We start from the raw sequence: 17,194 nt of genomic DNA, 5'->3' as shown, positions 1-17,194 counted from the left end.
CCGCAGGACAGGCCGCCCCGGCCCGCCTGCGGTTGCGGCGTTCCCGGCCCCGGGCTCCCCGATCGGGTGAACCGCCCGCCGTTCGCCAGGTCGGCCCCGTGCCCGTGTGCGATGGTCGCCCAGGTGCTCACCCCAGCCACCGGGAGATCGTCGTGGACGTTGGTCAGAGGTCGTTCAAGCGGGATCTGTCGGAGTGGCGGATCGCCCTGGTGGCCTGGCGGCTGCTGGTGTTGCAGGCGGCGGATCCGACGGTGTCGGCGGGGATGTCGGAGCACTCGACGTACCGGGCGCATCCGTGGCGGCGGGTGGAGCACACGCTGGGCAGCGGGCGGCGGTTGTTCTACCAGGACGCGGAGACCTTGCGCCGGGAGGTGGCCCGGCTGGAACGGGCGCACAAACGGATCCGGGGAACGGGGCCGGACGGGCGGCCGTACGACGCGCGGGACGCGGGGACCAGGGCGTGGGTGCTGCTGACGCTCTTCGAGTGCGTGGTCACGATGCGCCGGCTGGGCGGAGATCCGTACGACGCCCGGGAGTTGGGGCTCGCCTACGCGGAGTTCCGCGAGGCGGTCGCCGCCTTCGGCCTCCCGGAGGGTGAAATCCCGGCCACGGCCGGTGAGTTGCCAGCCTACTTCGCCCGGTACGCCCGGGAGCGGCTGGAGTTCACCGAGGCGGCCAGCTATCTGCTGGGCGATCTGTTGCGTGAGGCGCCCCGGCCGCGCCGGCTCTGGTTCCTCGGGGACGCCGGGTGGCGGGCGGTGCGGCTGCTGGTCGCCCGGGTGATCCGCGAGCTGACCGTGGCGGATCTGCCGCCGGTGGTGCGGGAGCGGTTCGGGCTGGTCCGTACCCGGCGGGCCGTGCTGCTGTCCGCGGTGCTGCACCGCGGCGTGGGCGTCGTCGTCCCGCTGCTGCCGGACCGGCTGCGCTACCGCTCGCCGGAGCCGTCGCGGCCGAAGCGCCGCCACCAGGGCCGGGACGAGCGCGGTCCCCGGCTGGACCGGTTCTTCCGCGAGGTGCTGGACCAGACCGGCGACGGCTCCATCACCGTGCACGACCTGCGGGCGATGGCCCATGACGTGTGCTGGCAGCTGGAGCTGGACGAGGCCGGTGAGGCCAGGGTGTACGAGGCCTTCGACAGCTGGTGGGAGCAGCTGCGCGCGGTGATGGACGCCGACGGGGACGGCAGGGTGAGCCGGGAGGAGTTCGTGGCGGCCACCCTGGCCGGTTGTGATCGGGACGAGGCCTATCTGGAGCGGGGGCTGCTGCCCGCGCTGCGGGCGGTGTTCACCGCGGCGGACTCGGATGGCAGCGGCTTCCTGGAGTTCGACGAGTACCGCGCGGTGTTCGGCGGGCCGCGGGTGCATCCGGCCGAGCTGTCGCACGGTTTCCGCCAACTGGACACCGACGGGGACGGGCGGATCACCCGGGAGGAGTTCCTCCGCGGCTTCACCGAGTTCTTCACCGCCCGCGCCGACTCCACCCCGGGCGCCGAGCTTCTCGGCCGCGCGTAGCCATCAGGCCGGAATCAGCGCCCTTCGACCGCGCGTAGCCAACAGGTCGGAATCAGCGCTCTTCGGCCGCGCGTCGCCATCAGGCCGGAATCAGAGCCCGGTATCACGCCCCGCCCGCTGGTGCGAGCGGGGCGTCGGCCTGTCAAGCGCCGGTTCGGCCAAGATCCGCCCCCGCTCCGCCCGGTCGCTCGTTGTCCCGGCGCCTTGGGGATCCGCAGACTGGGCGCAGCCGCAGCCACCGTCTCGCCGCCACAGACCCCACCCCGCCTGCGATTCCTTCGTAAGGATGATGGATACTGCCTCTTGTGAACGTGTTCACGTTCACAAGCGGACAAGCTTGCGCGGTTCGGCAACGGTCTACGGCTATAGATGAAGTTTGTCCGGAAGACGCCCGTCATCACTCGGGCAGGTTGGGAGAGAGGGCGAAGTGGAACTGGCAATCGCTCACGAGACCATCGCGCGATGGCAATTCGGCATCACCACCGTCTACCACTTCCTCTTCGTTCCGCTCACGATCAGCCTGGCCGCGATCGTGGCCGGGCTGGAGACCGCCTGGGTGCGGACGAACAAGGAGAAGTACTTCCACGCGACGAAGTTCTGGGGAAAGCTCTTCCTCATCAACATCGCGATGGGCGTCGTCACCGGCATCGTCCAGGAGTTCCAGTTCGGCATGAACTGGTCCGACTACTCCCGCTTCGTCGGTGACGTCTTCGGCGCCCCGCTCGCGATGGAGGCGCTGATCGCCTTCTTCTTCGAGTCGACCTTCATCGGCCTGTGGATCTTCGGCTGGGACAAGCTGCCGCGGAAGATCCACGCCGGCTGCATGTGGATGGTCGCGCTGGGCACCGTGCTCTCCGGCTACTTCATCCTGGCCGCCAACTCCTGGATGCAGCACCCGGTCGGCTACGCGATCGACCCGGTCACCGGCAAGGCGCAACTGACCGACGTGGTCCGGGTGCTGTTCCAGAACACCACCCTGGTCGTCGTCTTCCACACCCTGACCGCCGCCTTCCTCACCGGCGCCGCCTTCGTCATCGGCATCGCCTCCTTCCACCTCTGGAAGGCCAAGCGCAAGCCCGAGACCGCCGACCCGAAGAAGACCGCCGCGATGCGCACCTCGCTGCGGCTCGGCCTGGTGCTCGCCGTGGTCTTCGGCCTGGGCACCGCGCTCAGCGGCGACACCCTGGGCAAGGTCATGTTCGAGCAGCAGCCGATGAAGATGGCCGCCGCCGAGGCGCTGTGGGAGACCCAGGCGCCGGCGCCGTTCTCGGTCTTCGCCGTCGGTGACGTCACCAAGGGCCACAACTCGGTCGCCCTGGAGATCCCCGGGATACTGTCCTTCCTCGCCCACAACGACTTCAGCTCGTCCGTCCCCGGCATCAACGACATCGCCGCCGCCGAGGCCGCCCAGCACGGCGGCAACCCCAAGGACTACATCCCGAGCATTTTCGTCACCTACTGGGGCTTCCGCCTCATGATCGGCTTCGGGATGACCTCCTTCCTGGCCGGCCTGATCGGCCTCTGGACCACCCGAAAGAAGCTCTTCCTGCACCCCGAGTTCCGCACCGGCGAGACCGAGGTGCCCCGGCTGATGCTCACCCCCAAGCGCGAGCTGGGCCCGCTGCTCACCAAGTGGAGCTGGCGGATCGGCATCCTGACCATGGGCTTCCCGCTGATCGCCAACAGCTTCGGCTGGATCTTCACCGAGATGGGCCGTCAGCCCTGGTCCGTCTTCGGCCTGATGACCACGGCCGACTCCGTCTCGCCCACCGTCGGCATCGGCACCCAGATCGGCGCCCTGTGCACCTTCACCGCGCTGTACGCGATCCTCGCGGTCATCGAGGTCAAGCTGCTGGTCAAGTACGCCAAGGCCGGCCCGGTGGTGACCGAACAGCCGCCCACCAAGGACCCGTCGCTGCGCGGCCCGTCCTCCGACGAGGACGCCGACAAGCCGCTCGCCTTCGCGTACTGAGGCGCCGGGACACTGCGGAACTGAGGATCTGACATGCAACTCCACGACGTCTGGTTCGTGCTGATCGCGGTCCTGTGGATCGGCTACTTCTTCCTGGAGGGCTTCGACTTCGGGATCGGCGTGCTGCTCAAGCCGCTGGCCCGCAACACCACCGAGCGGCGGGTGCTGATCAACACCATCGGCCCGGTCTGGGACGGCAACGAGGTCTGGCTGCTGACCGCCGGCGGCGCGACCTTCGCGGCCTTCCCGGACTGGTACGCGACGCTCTTCAGCGGCTTCTACATCCCGCTGCTGATCATCCTGGTCTGCCTGATCATCCGCGGCGTGGCCTTCGAGTACCGGCACAAGCACGACGGTGAGCGCTGGCAGCGGAACTGGGAGGAGGCCCTCTTCTGGACCTCCCTGCTGCCGGCCTTCCTGTGGGGCGTGGCCTTCGCCAACATCGTGCGCGGCGTGGACATCGACGCGCAGAAGAACTACGCCGGCACCCTCTGGGACCTGCTGAACCCGTACGCGCTGCTCGGCGGCCTGGTGACGCTCGCCCTGTTCACCTTCCACGGCTCGGTGTTCGCCGTGCTCAAGACGGTCGGCGAGATCCGGGAGCGGGCCCGCACGGCCGCGCTGGTGTCCGGGCTGGCGACCGCCGGGCTGGCGCTGGCCTTCCTGATCTGGACCCAGGTCTCCCACGGCAACGGCCGCAGCCTGGCCGCGATGATCGTCGCGGTGGCCGCCCTGGTCGCCGCCCTGGCGGCCAACCGGCTCCGCCGCGAGGGCTGGGCGTTCTCGCTCTCCGGGGTGACCATCGTGGCCGCGGTCGCGATGCTCTTCCTGGCGCTCTTCCCGAACGTCATGCCCTCCACGCTGAACCCGGAGTGGAGCCTGACCGTCAGCAACGCCTCGTCCTCGCCGTACACCCTGAAGGTGATGACGATCGTCGCGGCGATCTTCACCCCGCTGGTGCTGCTCTACCAGGGCTGGACGTACTGGGTGTTCCGCAAGCGGATCGGCGTCCAGCACATCCCCGGGCACGACCCGGCCGCCCAGCTCGACCAGGCCTGACGCCGTGAAGCCCGTCGACCCCCGACTCCTCGGGTACGCCCGCACCACCAGGGTCTTCCTCGCCGGTTCCGTGCTCCTCGGCGCGGCCGGCGCGGCCCTGGTGGTCGCCCAGGCGAGTCTGATCGCCGAGATCGTCGTCCGCGCCTTCCAGCGCGGGGCGACGCTCGGCGAGCTGACCACGCCGCTGCTGCTGCTCGCCCTCACGGCGGTCGGCCGCGGGCTGGTCGGCTGGCTCACCGAACTCACCGCGCACCGGTCCGTCGCCCGGGTGAAGTCCACCCTGCGGCGCCGGCTGCTCGACCACGCCACCGCGCTCGGCCCGTCCTACCTGGCGGGCCGGCGCACCGGCGAACTCACCACCCTCGCCACCCGCGGCATCGACGCGTTGGACGACTACTTCGCCCGCTACCTGCCGCAGCTGGCGCTGGCCGTCGTCGTCCCGGTGATCGTGCTGCTGCGGATCGTCGGCGCCGACGTCACCTCGGCGGCCGTGATCGCCGGGACGCTGCCGCTGATCCCGCTGTTCATGGTGCTGATCGGGATGGCCACCCAGTCCCGGATGGACCGGCAGTGGGACACCCTCGCCCGGCTCTCGCACCACTTCCTCGACGTGGTCGCCGGGCTGCCCACCCTCAAGGTGTTCAACCGGGCCCGCACCCAGGCCGCCACCATCTCCCGGATCACCGCGGACTACCGCCGGGCCACCCTGCGCACCCTGCGGATCGCCTTCGTCTCCTCCTTCACCCTGGAGCTGCTCGCCACCCTGTCCGTCGCGCTGGTCGCCGTCACCGTCGGCTTCCGGCTGGTGGACGGCACGCTCGACCTGGAGACCGGGCTGCTGATCCTGGTGCTCGCCCCCGAGGTGTACTTCCCGATCCGCCAGGTCGGCGCGCTCTACCACTCCAGCGTCGAGGGGCTGACCGCCGCCGACCAGCTGTTCCAGGTGCTGGAGACCCCGCTGCCCGCCGCCGGCACCGTCACGGCGCCGGACCTCGCGGGCGCCGTGATCACGGCCGAGGGCCTGGTGGTCCGCCACCCCGGGCGCACCGAGCCCGCGCTGGACGGCGCCGGGCTGACCCTGCGCCCGGGCTCCAGCACCGCGCTGACCGGCCCGAGCGGCGCCGGCAAGTCCACCCTGCTGGCCGTGCTGCTCGGCCTCACCGCCCCCGCCTCCGGCAGCGTCCGGATCACCGGCACCGACGGCCGTACGTACGACCTGGCCGAGCTGGAGCCGGCGAGCTGGCGGCGGCAGATCGCCTGGGTGCCGCAGCACCCGCACCTGTTCGCCGGGACGGTCGCCGAGAACCTGCGGCTCTACCGGCCGGACGCCACCGACGAGCAGCTGTGGACGGCGCTGCGGGCCGCGCACGCGCTCGACTTCGTCACCGACCTGGCGGCCGGGCTGGGGGAGGACGGCGCCGGGCTCTCCGCCGGACAGCGCCAGCGCCTCGCCCTCGCCCGGGTGCTGCTCGCCGACGACCGGCCGCTGGTGCTGCTGGACGAGCCGACCGCCAACCTGGACGGCGCCTCCGAGGCGGCCGTGGTGGACGCCGTCCGCACCCTCGCCGCCGACCCGGCGCGCACCGTCCTGGTGGTCGCGCACCGGCCGGCGCTGCTGGCCGTCGCGGACGAGCGGGTACGGCTCGCGGGGGCTCCTTCGGCGCCCGCGGAACCGGTCGCCCCGCTCGCCCACAGCGGGAAGCCGACCCCCGCCGCCGCCGTCCCCGAGGAGCCCGAGCGCGAGGGCGCCACCACTCCCCGGCTGGCGCTGTCGATCCTGCTCGGCGCGCTCGCCCTCGGCTGCGCCGTCGCCCTGATGGCCACCTCCGGCTACCTGATCTCCCGGGCCTCGCAGATGCCGCCGGTGCTCTACCTGATGATGGCCGTCACCTCCGTCCGGGCCTTCGGCATCGGCCGCAGCGTCTTCCGCTACGCCGAACGGCTGGTCTCGCACGACGCGGTGCTGCGCACCCTCGGCACCCTGCGGGCCGCCGTCTACCGGCGGCTGAGCGCGCTCGCCCCGGCCGGACTGCCCGCCTTCCGACGCGGTGACCTGCTCTCCCGGCTGGTCGCCGACGTGGACGCGATCCAGGACCACTACCTGCGCTGGCGGCTGCCGGCCGCGGTGGCGGGCGTGGTCGCGCTGGCCTCGACGGTGGCGATGGCCGCCTTCCTGCCCGCCGCCGGGCTGGTGCTCGGCCTCGGGCTGCTGCTCGCCGGTGTGCTGGTGCCCGCGCTGGCCGCCCGCTGGTCGGCCGGCGCCGAGCGGCGCCAGGCCCCGGCGCGCGGCCGGCTGGCCACCACCGTGGTGGACGCCTTCACCGGCACCGCCGAGCTCACCGTGGCCGGCGCGCTGCCCGGCCGACTGGCCGCCGTCCGCACCGCCGACGCCGCGCTGACCGGGCTGGCCGCCCGTTCGGCCGCCACCACGGCGCTCGGCACCGGGCTGATCGCGCTGCTCACCGGGCTGACCGTGACCGCCGCGGCCGCCGTCGGCGTCCAGGGGGTGCGGGACGGGCTGCTGGCGCCGGTCTGCCTGGCCGTGGTGGTGCTGACCCCGCTGGCCGCGTTCGAGGCCGTCACCGGGATGCCGCTCGCCGTCCAGGCCCGCCAGCGCAGCCGCGCCGCGCAGGCCCGGCTGGACGAGGTGCTCTCCGCGGAACCCCCGGTCGAGGAGCCTGCGCAGCCGGTCGCGCTGCCCGAGCAGCCGCTGCCGGTCGCGGTGCGCGGGCTGACCGTACGGCACCCCGGGCAGCGGACGGACGCGCTGGCCGGAGTGGACCTCGACCTCGTGGCCGGCCGCCGGATCGCCGTGGTCGGCCCGTCCGGCTCCGGCAAGACCACCCTCGCCCAGGCACTGCTGCGCTTCCTGGAGCCGAGCGCCGGGACGGTGCGGTTCGCCGACGGCTGTCCACAGGCTGTGGACAGCCGCGACCTCGCTGGCGAGGACGTGCGCCGGGTGATCGGGCTCTGCGCCCAGGACGCCCACGTCTTCGACAGCTCGCTGCGGGAGAACCTGCGGCTGGCCCGGCCGGGCGCCGGGGAGGACGAGCTGCGCGCCGCGCTGGCCGCCGCCCGGCTGCTGGAGTGGACCGAGGGCCTGCCGGACGGCCTGGACACGATGGTCGGCGAGCACGGCGCCCGGCTCTCCGGCGGCCAGCGCCGGCGCCTGGCGCTCGCCCGGGCGCTGCTCGCGGACTTCCCCGTCCTGGTCCTGGACGAGCCCGCCGAGCACCTCGACCTGCCCACCGCCGACGCGCTGACCGCCGACCTGCTGACCGCCACCGAGGGCCGCGGCACCGTGCTGATCACCCACCGGCTGGCCGGGCTGGACGACACCACGGTGGACGAGGTGCTGGTGCTGGACGGCGGCCGGGTGGCCGAGCGGGGCCGCTGGTCGGAGCTGGTGGCCGACCCGGACGGGCGGCTGCACGCGATGTGGCGGCGGGAGCGGGAGGCGGACGGGCTGCTGGAACCGGTGGGCTGACGGTCGTCGCCACCGCCCGTCGCGTCGCCCTCCGGCTGAAAAGCGTACAAACGTAGGCTTTCTCCATGGACCCCATGCCCGACCTCCCCGAGGCCACTTCCGAGCAGACACCCCATCGGGTGCCCGAGATCGCCTCGCTCGGGCTGGACACGCTGGTCACCGAGGTCGCCGAGCGCCTCCAGTCGGCCGCCGCGGTCACCGACCGGATGCAGCGGCTGCTGGAGGCGGTCGTCTCGATCGGCACCGGGCTGGACCTGCACGCCACCCTGCACCGGATCACCCTGGGCGCCGCCGAGCTGGTCGACGCCCGGTACGCGGCGCTCGGCGTGATCGCCCCCGGCGGCACCGGCCTGGCCGACTTCATCCACGTCGGGATCGACGACGAGACCGCCGCCGAGATCGGCGAACTGCCCGCCGGCCGGGGCATCCTCGGCGCGCTCATCGACCGCCCCGAGTCGCTTCGGCTGACCGACCTGCGCACCGACCCGCGCTCCTCCGGGTTCCCGCCGCACCACCCGTGCATGAGGGCCTTCCTGGGCGTGCCGATCCGGGTCCGCGCCGAGGTGTTCGGCAACCTCTACCTCACCGAGAAGAAGGGCGGCGGGCCCTTCACCCCCGAGGACGAACAGGTCGTCCACGCGCTCGCCGCCGCGGCCGGCGTGGCCATCGAGAACTCCCGGCTGTACGAGGAGGGCCGCCGCCGGGAACGCTGGATCGCCGGCGCCGCCGCCGTCACCACCGCGCTGCTCTCCGCCGAGCAGGCCGAGACCGCGCTGACCGTCGCCGCCGAACAGGTACGGGAGTTGGCGGACGCCGCGCTCGGCATGATCCTGCTGCCGACCGGCCCGGAGGGCGGCGAGGGCGACGGGCAGATGCGCGTCGCGCACGCCTCCGGGGAGCTGGCCGAGTTCGTCCGCGGCGAGCTGCTGCCCAAGGAGAGCATCGCGGCCCAGCTGCTCGCGGGGGAGAGCGTCTACCTGGACGACATGTCCAGCGACCCGAGCGTGGTGATCCGGCTCGCCCGCCGCTTCGGCCCGTCCATGGCCGTGCCGATGGTCGCCGCCGGGCGGGTGCTCGGCGGGCTCTGCGTCTGGCGCCCCAGCGGCGCCGTACCGTTCACCGACAGCGAGAAGCAGCTCGCCGAGACCTTCGCCTCGCAGGCCGCGCTCGCCCTGCGGCTCGCCGAGGGCCAGCGCGACCAGCAGCGACTGGCCGTCTTCCAGGACCGCGACCGGATCGCCCGCGACCTCCACGATCTGGTGATCCAACGGCTGTTCGCCACCGGGATGATGCTGGAGAGCGCCGCCCGGCGGGCCGTCGTCCCCGAGGTGAAGACCGGCATCGGCAAGGCGGTGGACGAGCTGGACGCCACCATCCAGGAGGTCCGCACCACCATCTACGCCCTCCAGCACGACAATCACGGCGACACCCCGGACACCCTGCGCACCCGGGTGCTGCGCGAGGCCAGCCAGGCCGCGGCCGCGCTCGGCTTCAAGCCCTCGGTGACCTTCGTCGGGCCGGTGGAGAGCCTGGTCGGCGAGAAGACCGGCCGCCAACTGCTCGCCGCCCTACGGGAGATGCTCTCCAACACGGCCCGGCACGCGCGCGCCTCCCGGGTCGGCGTGGAGGTCGACGCGACCGCCCACCTGGACGAGAACGGCCGGCCGACGGGCGGCGACCCGGAGTCACTGGAGCACGGCGGACGGCCCGGCGTGCTGCTCACCGTGACCGACGACGGGGTGGGCATCCCGGCGGGCGGCCGGCGCAGCGGCCTGCTCAACCTCGCCCGGCGCGCCGAAGCGCTCGGCGGCGACGCCTGGCACGAGAGCGGGCCGTACCGGAAGGGGACGATGGTGCGCTGGACGGCCCGGCTGTGAGTGCGTCGCGACCGGGCCTCGGGCGGGCTTCGACCGAGATCGAGTGAAAGTTAAACGAGAGAGAACTTCCCGACCAACGGCGCAAGTTGTGAACGTTCTGGGCTTTCGGGGTCTCCGTGTGCACACATAGCTTTGCTCCGCTCGGAGGGGAATCCGGAGGGCAACCGGACGGAGGGGGCAGTGGACGCTGCCGGCCGCGGTCACACCGCAGTTGGGGCAAGTCGAGGGGGTTTCCGCGCCGAACGGGCGGCGGACGGGCGCTACCGCTGGCAACTGAAGGCGCCCAACGGAAGGGTGGTCGCGATCACCGCGGCCGCGTTCGAGACGCCCGGCGAGGCCGAGCGGTGCTTCGACGGCCTGCGCGTCGGGGCGGCCGGGCTGACCGCGCGCATCACCCACGTACGGGAGGGCATCGGCTGGGTCTGGGTCGTCCCGGGCTCGCGCGCCCTGCCCGAGGTGCGGTCCAGCCGCGCGTACGAACGGTACGCGACCTGCCAGAACGCCTTCCGGCGGTTCGTGGCGTTGCTCGCCAAGCAGCCCCCGCGCGAACTGCCCGGGTCCACCGCGCCGTTGAGACGCGTCGATGGCCGCTGAACGGCGCGGGCCGCGGCTGCTGATCGTTCCGGCCGCCGACCGCGGCCTCGGCTGGGCGCTGCGGGCCGCCAACGGGCGGCCGCTCGGGGTGGGTGTGCGGACCTACCGGACTGAGGGCGAACTGGCCGATTCTGTACGGGAGTTGCTGATCGAGCGGGCCGCGCTGCGGTGCTCGGTCGGGCAGTCCGAAGGGCGTCAGTGGGTCTGGGCCGCCTATCTGCCGGTGCGCAGCACCCGGCCGGGGGCGGCCGAGGCCGTTCCGGTCGCCCGCAGTGCCCGGGGGTACCTGCGGCGGGACCAGTGCCAGGCGGGGGTCGAGGGGTTCCTGGCCGGATTGCGGTGGGTGGGGCAGGAGTTGCGGCGGGCCGGGCGGGACGGGCGCTGGCCGCTGTGAACCTGTGAGCCCGTGAACTTGTGAGCCCGTGAGCCCCGTGAGCTTGTGAGTCTTTGAGTCGCCGAAGCCATGGCGGTCCGTCGTCCGGCGGGCCGCCGTCTCGGCGTTTCCGGAGTCCGGGATTCTCCGTCCGTGCAGTTCCGGTGAAGGACAGGTTTCCGGCAACACCCCGAGCAGCCTCCTGGAGAAGAACGTCGACCAAGTCCGGAGGCTCGGTGGTGCCCCTGTCGCGTGCACGCTGACCAGTGGCTAAACCTCGCTGAACCGATGAGTCGACATTCCCCGACCGGGCCCGGCCTCCCTTCCGGCGGAACCTCCCCGCCGGAAAGGATCGGCACTGCCGGGCAGGCCGCAGCGGACGCGGCCACCGGCCCCCGAACTCCCCAACGGAGTAAGGGTTTCACGCGATGTACGTCTCTCCCCCGGAGGAAGAGGAACATGCGTAAGACCGCTGCCAAGCTGCTCACCGTCGCCGCGCTGGCGACCTCCGTCGCCACCGTCGTCAGCGGCACCGCCGTCGCCGACCCGGCGGGCACCCCGCGCGCCATCGACATCGTGGGTGTCGGCTCCGACACGACCCAGGCGATCCTGAACCAGCTGTCGGTCGACTACAACGCCTCGCTGACCGACCCGAACGCCCCCCGCCTGTACAGCTGGGACGCGACCGGCTCCTCGCCGCTGGTCACCAAGACCGGTGCCACCTCGATCACCCGCCCGAACGGCTCCGGCGCCGGCGTGAAGGCCCTGGCCGCCAACACCTCCACCACGGTCGACTTCGCCCGCTCCTCGCGCGGCCCGGCGACCGGTGACGCGACCGGCCTGGCCTTCGTCGCGCTCGCCAAGGACGCGGTGACCTGGTCCGCCAGCGCGGGCGGCAACGCTCCGGCGGCGCTGACCCCGGCGCAGCTCAAGGGCATCTACGAGTGCAACCCGAGCTTCCGCACCTGGAACCAGATCGACTCCAGCAAGCCGGCCGTCAACATCCAGCCGGTCCTGCCGCAGGCCAACTCCGGCACCCGCTCGTTCTTCCTGAGCGCGATCGGCAACCCGGTCCTGGGCACCTGCGTCGCCGACGGCCCGGAGGAGAACGAGGGCACCGACGTCAGCCTGAACAACAACCCGAACGTGGTCTTCCCGTACTCCGTGGCCCACTACCTCGGCCAGACGGTCGGCGGCCACGGCACGGCGACCGACGCCCCGGGCAGCCTCACCCTGCGCAACGTCATCCTCAACAACGTCTCGGTGGCGCCGGTGGCGAACAACGTCATCAACGCGACCTTCGCCAACTCGGTCTTCGGCCGCGTGGTCTACAACGTGGTCCGCAACACCGAGTGGACCGCCACCGACGCCCACGGCACCGCGCTGCGTGCGATCTTCGGCCAGGACGGCTGGATCTGCAACGACACCAAGGCCGACTCCGACCTGCGCGGCTTCGGCTTCCTGCCCACCGCCGCCTGTGGTGTCGCGACCCTCACCTGATCGACCGGCTCGACCCTGCCTGAACCCGCTCGACCCTGCCTGACCCGCTCGATCCGGTCGGGCCCCAGCTCGACCCGGCGGCCACGGGCCTCGCGCCCGTGGCCGCCGGCCCTTCGCCCGTTCCCGCGGGCCCGCACCGACACTCCACCTCTCCCAAGGAGTTCAGCATGTCCCGTACTTCCGCCCGGCTGCTGGCCGGCAGCGCCGCGGTCGCCCTCGCCGTGACCGGCCTGAGCGGTGCGGCCGCCGCCGACACCGCGCCGGCCGGGCCCACCGGCACCGCCGTGGCGACCGTGAGCACCGCCTTCGTGTCCTCCGCGGCGCAGAACGGTGTGGTGGTCCTCCCGCTGCCGGACGCCGGCGTCTCCTACAGCTCCGCCGAGGGCCTCAAGGTCTCCTTCCCGGTGACCGGCGGCTCGGTCAACCTGAAGGGCTACTACGGCGAACTGCGGTTGGGCGGCAGCCTGCTGTTCGTCGACTACTTCACCGGCAAGAGCGTGCGGTTCAAGCAGCTGGCGTTCAGCGCCGACGCCTGGCGGCTCACCGGTGTGCCGGAGGGCGGCACCGACCCGGTCAACCTGCTGAAGCCGGCCGGCGTGGGGCGGACCACGGTCAGCGGAACCACCCAGACGCTCGACTCGTCGGACTTCAAGGTGGACGCCGCGGCGGCCCAGTACCTGGACACCAAGCTGAACACCGCCTTCTTCACCGGCGGTCAGTCGGTGGGCTCCTTCTCGCTCACCGTCACCGGCTGACGAGTCGTCGGACCCCGGGTGGGCCCGTGCCGCGAGGTGCGGGCCTCCTTGCGTGGAGTTCCCAAGTCCGCCACGGAGTCGCCGCGTTGGGGTCTCGTACACATGGACGACCGGATCCGGCCATGTGTGGCGGGCCGAATGGACGCGTACCGGAATCGCCGGTCGCGCCCGCAGCCCGATCACCCTCGCGCCGCGCACCCGGCGGCGTGGATCCGCACGGAGGTGCCCGTCATGAGAGTCCGATTGCCCGGCCGGAGCGTGCCGGGGAGGTGGAGACGCCGGCTTCCGGCGGCCGCGCTGGTGTGGTCGGTGGTGGTCGCGCTCGGTGTGGCACCGATCGGCCTGGGCGCGGTGGCGCCGGCCGCCGCGGCGAGCGGGTCCGCCCGGACGGTGGTGGGCCCGCACATCTGGATCCCGGAGACCCAGTCGAAGGGCCCCGAGGGCAGCATCACCGTCGCGCAGACGAAGAACCTGACCAACCAGGTCGTCCAGGTGTCCTGGACCGGGTTCACCCCGACCGTGGACTCCATGGGCGCGCCGGTGACGGTCACCCCGCCGCTCGGCGGCGAGGCCCGCTACCCGGTCCGGGTGTACCAGTGCCGGGGCGCCAAGCCCGACATCACCGACTGCTACGGCAGCACCCTGTTCAACACGGACCCGGCGAAGGGCTTCGAACAGCCGAAGCCCGCCCCGGGCGTCACCACGCCGGACTTTCCGAGCAACATGGTCGTCGCCCCGACCGGGCCGGACGGCTCCGGGGTCGCGAACATCGAGGTCTGGACCTCGGGACAGAGCCCGACCCTGGGCTGCGACGCCACCCACCCGTGTTCGCTCGTGGTCGAGCCGAACTACGGCGGGGACAGCATCGCGATCTGGAACCGCAAGGGCAAGACCAACTGCGACAACCACGACGCCGACGTCTTCGCCGACGGCTTCACTCCGACGGCGACCGACAAGGTGATGGGCCAGGGCAACGTCCGCAACCAGCTCACCACCGGCGAGATGTGCGCGTGGGCGAACCACATCGCCATCCCGCTGGAGTTCGCGCCCACCCCGGACGCCTGTCAGGAGCGGGTCGCCGATCTGACCGTGGCCGGCCTGGAGATGGCCAACCGGGCCATGCAGCAGTGGCGGACCGGCCTGTGCCTGGGCAGTACGCCGCTCTCGGTGCAGTACAGCCCGTCCGGCGGCGAGCCGCAGGCCCGGGAGGACTTCCTGGGCGGCCGCAAGGACGTCGCGCTGACCGCCCGGCCGGACGGCCAGGCGCCGCCGCGGCCGTACGTCTACGCGCCGCTGGCGACCAGCGGCATTTCGGTGGTCTTCGCGGTGGATGACCCGGTGTCGGGCCGGCAGATCCGCGACATGAAGCTCAACGCCCGGCTGCTGGCCAAGATGCTCACCCAGTCCTATCTGCCGACGGGTTCGGACATCGCCTCGGTGCGCGGCAACCCGGTCTGTGTCTTCGCCGACCCGGAGTTCGTGAAGCTGAACCCGCTGCCCCCGGCCTCCGGTCTGGCCTGGCCGACGTTCTGCGACACCGGCAACTCCAGCCCGACGGTGGTCGGCGGCACCACCGACCTGGTGCACCAGCTCACTTCGTGGATCGCCTCCGACCCGGACGCGGTCCGCTTCCTGGACGGCGAGCCGGACCCGTGGGGCATGCACGTGGACTCCTTCTACCTGCGGCCCACCTTCTCCGGCTACCCGGTCGAGTCCTTCATCCGGCAGGACTCCTCGGGCGTCGTCGGCGCGGACAAGGACCCGTACGACCGCTGGAAGCAGTACGAGTGGAACCCGAACACGATGGGGCTCGGCGACATGGCGCGCAAGCTCCTCCAGAACACCCCGAACTGCGTCGTGCCGACCCTCACCGGGGACGGCACCCATGTGGCCTGCCCCGCGATGCTGCCCGGACAGCGGACGCTGTTCACCGTCATGGACTCCGGCCAGGCGAAGGCCTTCTCCCTGCCTGAGGCCCAACTGCTGAACCCTGCGGGCCAGTTCGTCTCTCCGGACGGCGCCGGCTTCCAGGCCGCGGTGGCGGACATGCCGACCGACCCGGCCACCGGCGTGCAGCAACTGCCGTACGGCACACCGGACACGGCGTTCTCGCGGGACCAGCGCGCCTACCCGCTGACCACCGTGCAGTACGCGATGGTGCCCACCCAGGGCCTGTCCGCGGCCAAGGCGGAGGCCGTCGCCACCTTCGTGAAGACGGTGACGACCAGCGGCCAGGTCTACGGCTTCGAGCCGGGCAAGCTGGCGGCGGGTTTCCTCGCCCTGAACAACGCCCAGCGCCGGCAGGCCGAGGACGCCGCCGGGCACGTGGCGGCGCAGGACGGCAAGCTGCCCGGCAACCAGGTCGCGACGCCTCCGCCGGCCGAGGGCGGCGAAGGCGGCACCCCGGCGTCCGGCTCCGGCTCCTCCGACGGCTCCGGTGGCTCCGGCCTCACGGGCAGCGGCACGCCCGGGGGCTCCGCCGACGGCTCCGGCCTCACCGGCTCCTCCTCCGGCGGCCCGGCCGACGGCTCCGGTGGTACCGGCGGCACCGGGACGGCCGCCCAGGCCGCCGCGGCCGGTGCGAAGCCCGGCGCCACGCCGGGTGCGTCCGGCAGCCCGCTGGCCGCCGCCGCGGTGGCGGCCGGGACGCCCGCCGCGGACCGCTCGGGCGCGGCCCGGCTGCTGCTGCCGGTGGCGCTGGTCGGCGGCCTGGTGCTGCTGGTCGGCGGTCCGGCGGCGCTGATCCTCGGCGGTACGCCGGCCGGGGACCGGGTGCTGAACGGTCTGCGCAACTGCTGGTCGCGGGTGCGCCGCCGCTTCTGAGACGCGCACGCCGTCGCACCTCGACGCACCTGCCGTCGCACGCGGCGTGAACGCCGTCGTACGACCCGGCGGGGCCGCCGTCCCGGCCCCGCCGGGCCACCCTCAGGGCCTGGGCCACGCCCCGGCCGCCGTACCCGAGCACGGAGATGCAGCCATGACAGCCGCCGCCGAGCCCGCGGCAACGCCCGCCGGGTCGCCGGGCCGACCCGACCGCGCCGCCGACACCGACGTCCCCCGCGCCATCACCGCCCCCGCCACCCCGGCCGACCGGGTGTTCCGCGGCGTGCTGCGGGTGGCCGGGATCTCGGTGTTCGCGATCATGGGCCTGATCGCCTTCTTCCTGGTCCTGCGCGGCACGAACGCCTTCCGGACGGTCGGCTGGTCCTTCCTGACCGAGCACAAGTGGCAGACCGCCGCGCACAACTTCGGCATCGCCGCCGTCCTGCCGAACGGCCTGCTGATCGCCGTCATCGCCCTGGTCATCGCCGTCCCGGTGGCGCTGTGCACCGCGATCTTCATCTCCGAGTACGCGCCCCCGCGCCTGCGTGCCGCGCTGGTCTCGCTGATCGACCTGATGGCCGCGATCCCCAGCATCGTGTACGGCCTGTGGGGCCTGTTCTTCCTGCAGCCGCGGATGATCGGCACCATCCGCTGGATGGCCAACCACCTGGGGGACTACATCCCCTTCCTCAAGGTGCGCACCGGCGACATCGGGACCTCGTACACCTCCTCCACCTTCGTGGCCGGCGTGGTGGTCTCCCTGATGATCATCCCGATCATCGCCTCGCTCAGCCGGGAGGTCTTCTCCCAGGCCCCGCAGGGCGAGCGGGAGGGCGCGTACGCGCTGGGCTCGACCCGCTGGGGGATGGTGCGCACGGTCGTCCTGCCCTTCGGCAGGGGCGGGGTGATCGGCGCGGTGATGCTGGGCTTCGGCCGGGCGATGGGCGAGACCATCGCGGTGGCGCTGATCATCTCGCCGAACTTCACGACCATCACCCACATCCTGGAGAACGGCGCCAACTCGATCTCGGCGCTGATCGCGCTGCGGTTCGGCGAGTCGGACCCGCTCTCGCTCTCCGCGCTGATGGCGGCCGGCCTGGTGCTGTTCGCGCTCACCCTGGTGGTCAACGTGGCGGCCGGCTTCGTGATCAACCGCTCCCGCTCCGGCGCCGCGACGGCGGACTGACCATGACGAACCGTCAATTCCCTTGCCTTCAGGCCGCATACCACTCGAACCACGCCG

11 protein-coding genes are annotated in these 17,194 nt (G+C 72.6%); all 11 read left to right on the top strand.

The window, feature by feature from the left end; genetic code table 11:
- The first annotated feature begins 152 nt into the window (after nt 1-152).
- The 11 genes from QWJ13_RS08600 (at nt 153) to pstC (ending at nt 17,137) form a co-directional block, all read left to right on the top strand.
- Nucleotides 153-1,511 carry an oxygenase MpaB family protein gene (locus QWJ13_RS08600; RefSeq protein ID WP_316522065.1) on the top strand — a complete coding sequence of 453 codons (1,359 nt, stop codon included), beginning with the start codon at nt 153-155 and terminating at the stop codon, nt 1,509-1,511.
- 427 nt (nt 1,512-1,938) lie between these two features.
- The gene (locus tag QWJ13_RS08595) at nt 1,939-3,483 is read left to right on the top strand and encodes a cytochrome ubiquinol oxidase subunit I (protein WP_316522062.1); all 1,545 of its coding nucleotides are present in this window, start codon (nt 1,939-1,941) and stop codon (nt 3,481-3,483) included.
- 33 nt (nt 3,484-3,516) lie between these two features.
- Nucleotides 3,517-4,542 carry a cytochrome d ubiquinol oxidase subunit II gene (cydB, locus tag QWJ13_RS08590; RefSeq protein ID WP_316522060.1) on the top strand — a complete coding sequence of 342 codons (1,026 nt, stop codon included), beginning with the start codon at nt 3,517-3,519 and terminating at the stop codon, nt 4,540-4,542.
- 4 nt (nt 4,543-4,546) lie between these two features.
- Nucleotides 4,547-8,029 (top strand): thiol reductant ABC exporter subunit CydD, encoded by a 3,483-nt coding sequence (gene cydD / locus QWJ13_RS08585; RefSeq protein WP_316522057.1) that lies wholly within the window; start codon nt 4,547-4,549, stop codon nt 8,027-8,029.
- A 74-nt stretch (nt 8,030-8,103) separates the two neighbouring features.
- Nucleotides 8,104-9,906 carry a sensor histidine kinase gene (locus QWJ13_RS08580; protein WP_432277488.1) on the top strand — a complete coding sequence of 601 codons (1,803 nt, stop codon included), beginning with the start codon at nt 8,104-8,106 and terminating at the stop codon, nt 9,904-9,906.
- Nucleotides 9,907-10,200: 294 nt separating this feature from the next.
- A complete protein-coding gene (locus tag QWJ13_RS08575) occupies nt 10,201-10,500 on the top strand; it encodes a hypothetical protein (RefSeq protein WP_316522055.1) in 300 nt (99 codons plus the stop codon).
- Nucleotides 10,490-10,894 (top strand): hypothetical protein, encoded by a 405-nt coding sequence (locus tag QWJ13_RS08570; protein WP_316522053.1) that lies wholly within the window; start codon nt 10,490-10,492, stop codon nt 10,892-10,894. Before QWJ13_RS08575 ends, QWJ13_RS08570 begins: the two co-directional genes overlap by 11 nt.
- A 438-nt stretch (nt 10,895-11,332) precedes the next feature.
- Nucleotides 11,333-12,373 (top strand): PstS family phosphate ABC transporter substrate-binding protein, encoded by a 1,041-nt coding sequence (locus QWJ13_RS08565; protein WP_316522051.1) that lies wholly within the window; start codon nt 11,333-11,335, stop codon nt 12,371-12,373.
- Between the two features lie 167 nt (nt 12,374-12,540).
- Nucleotides 12,541-13,128 (top strand): hypothetical protein, encoded by a 588-nt coding sequence (locus QWJ13_RS08560; RefSeq protein WP_316522049.1) that lies wholly within the window; start codon nt 12,541-12,543, stop codon nt 13,126-13,128.
- 231 nt (nt 13,129-13,359) lie between these two features.
- Nucleotides 13,360-15,951 (top strand): hypothetical protein, encoded by a 2,592-nt coding sequence (locus tag QWJ13_RS08555; protein WP_316522047.1) that lies wholly within the window; start codon nt 13,360-13,362, stop codon nt 15,949-15,951.
- Nucleotides 15,952-16,105: 154 nt separating this feature from the next.
- Nucleotides 16,106-17,137 carry a phosphate ABC transporter permease subunit PstC gene (gene pstC, locus QWJ13_RS08550; protein ID WP_316522045.1) on the top strand — a complete coding sequence of 344 codons (1,032 nt, stop codon included), beginning with the start codon at nt 16,106-16,108 and terminating at the stop codon, nt 17,135-17,137.
- The last annotated feature ends 57 nt before the right edge of the window (nt 17,138-17,194 follow it).

Source organism: Kitasatospora brasiliensis (assembly GCF_032654805.1).
Lineage (GTDB): Bacteria > Actinomycetota > Actinomycetes > Streptomycetales > Streptomycetaceae > Kitasatospora > Kitasatospora brasiliensis.
Note: the sequence above shows the minus strand (reverse complement) of the source record. Positions and strands in the feature narration are given on the sequence as shown.

Excerpts from the sequence above, each read along its gene's own strand:
- cydB (WP_316522060.1), top strand. The coding sequence starts at position 3,517 with ATGCAACTCCACGACGTCTGGTTCGTGCTGATCGCGGTCCTGTGGATC.
- QWJ13_RS08580 (WP_432277488.1), top strand. The coding sequence starts at position 8,104 with ATGCCCGACCTCCCCGAGGCCACTTCCGAGCAGACACCCCATCGGGTG.
- QWJ13_RS08570 (WP_316522053.1), top strand. The coding sequence starts at position 10,490 with ATGGCCGCTGAACGGCGCGGGCCGCGGCTGCTGATCGTTCCGGCCGCC.
- QWJ13_RS08565 (WP_316522051.1), top strand. The coding sequence starts at position 11,333 with ATGCGTAAGACCGCTGCCAAGCTGCTCACCGTCGCCGCGCTGGCGACC.
- QWJ13_RS08560 (WP_316522049.1), top strand. The coding sequence starts at position 12,541 with ATGTCCCGTACTTCCGCCCGGCTGCTGGCCGGCAGCGCCGCGGTCGCC.
- QWJ13_RS08555 (WP_316522047.1), top strand. The coding sequence starts at position 13,360 with ATGAGAGTCCGATTGCCCGGCCGGAGCGTGCCGGGGAGGTGGAGACGC.
- pstC (WP_316522045.1), top strand. The coding sequence starts at position 16,106 with ATGACAGCCGCCGCCGAGCCCGCGGCAACGCCCGCCGGGTCGCCGGGC.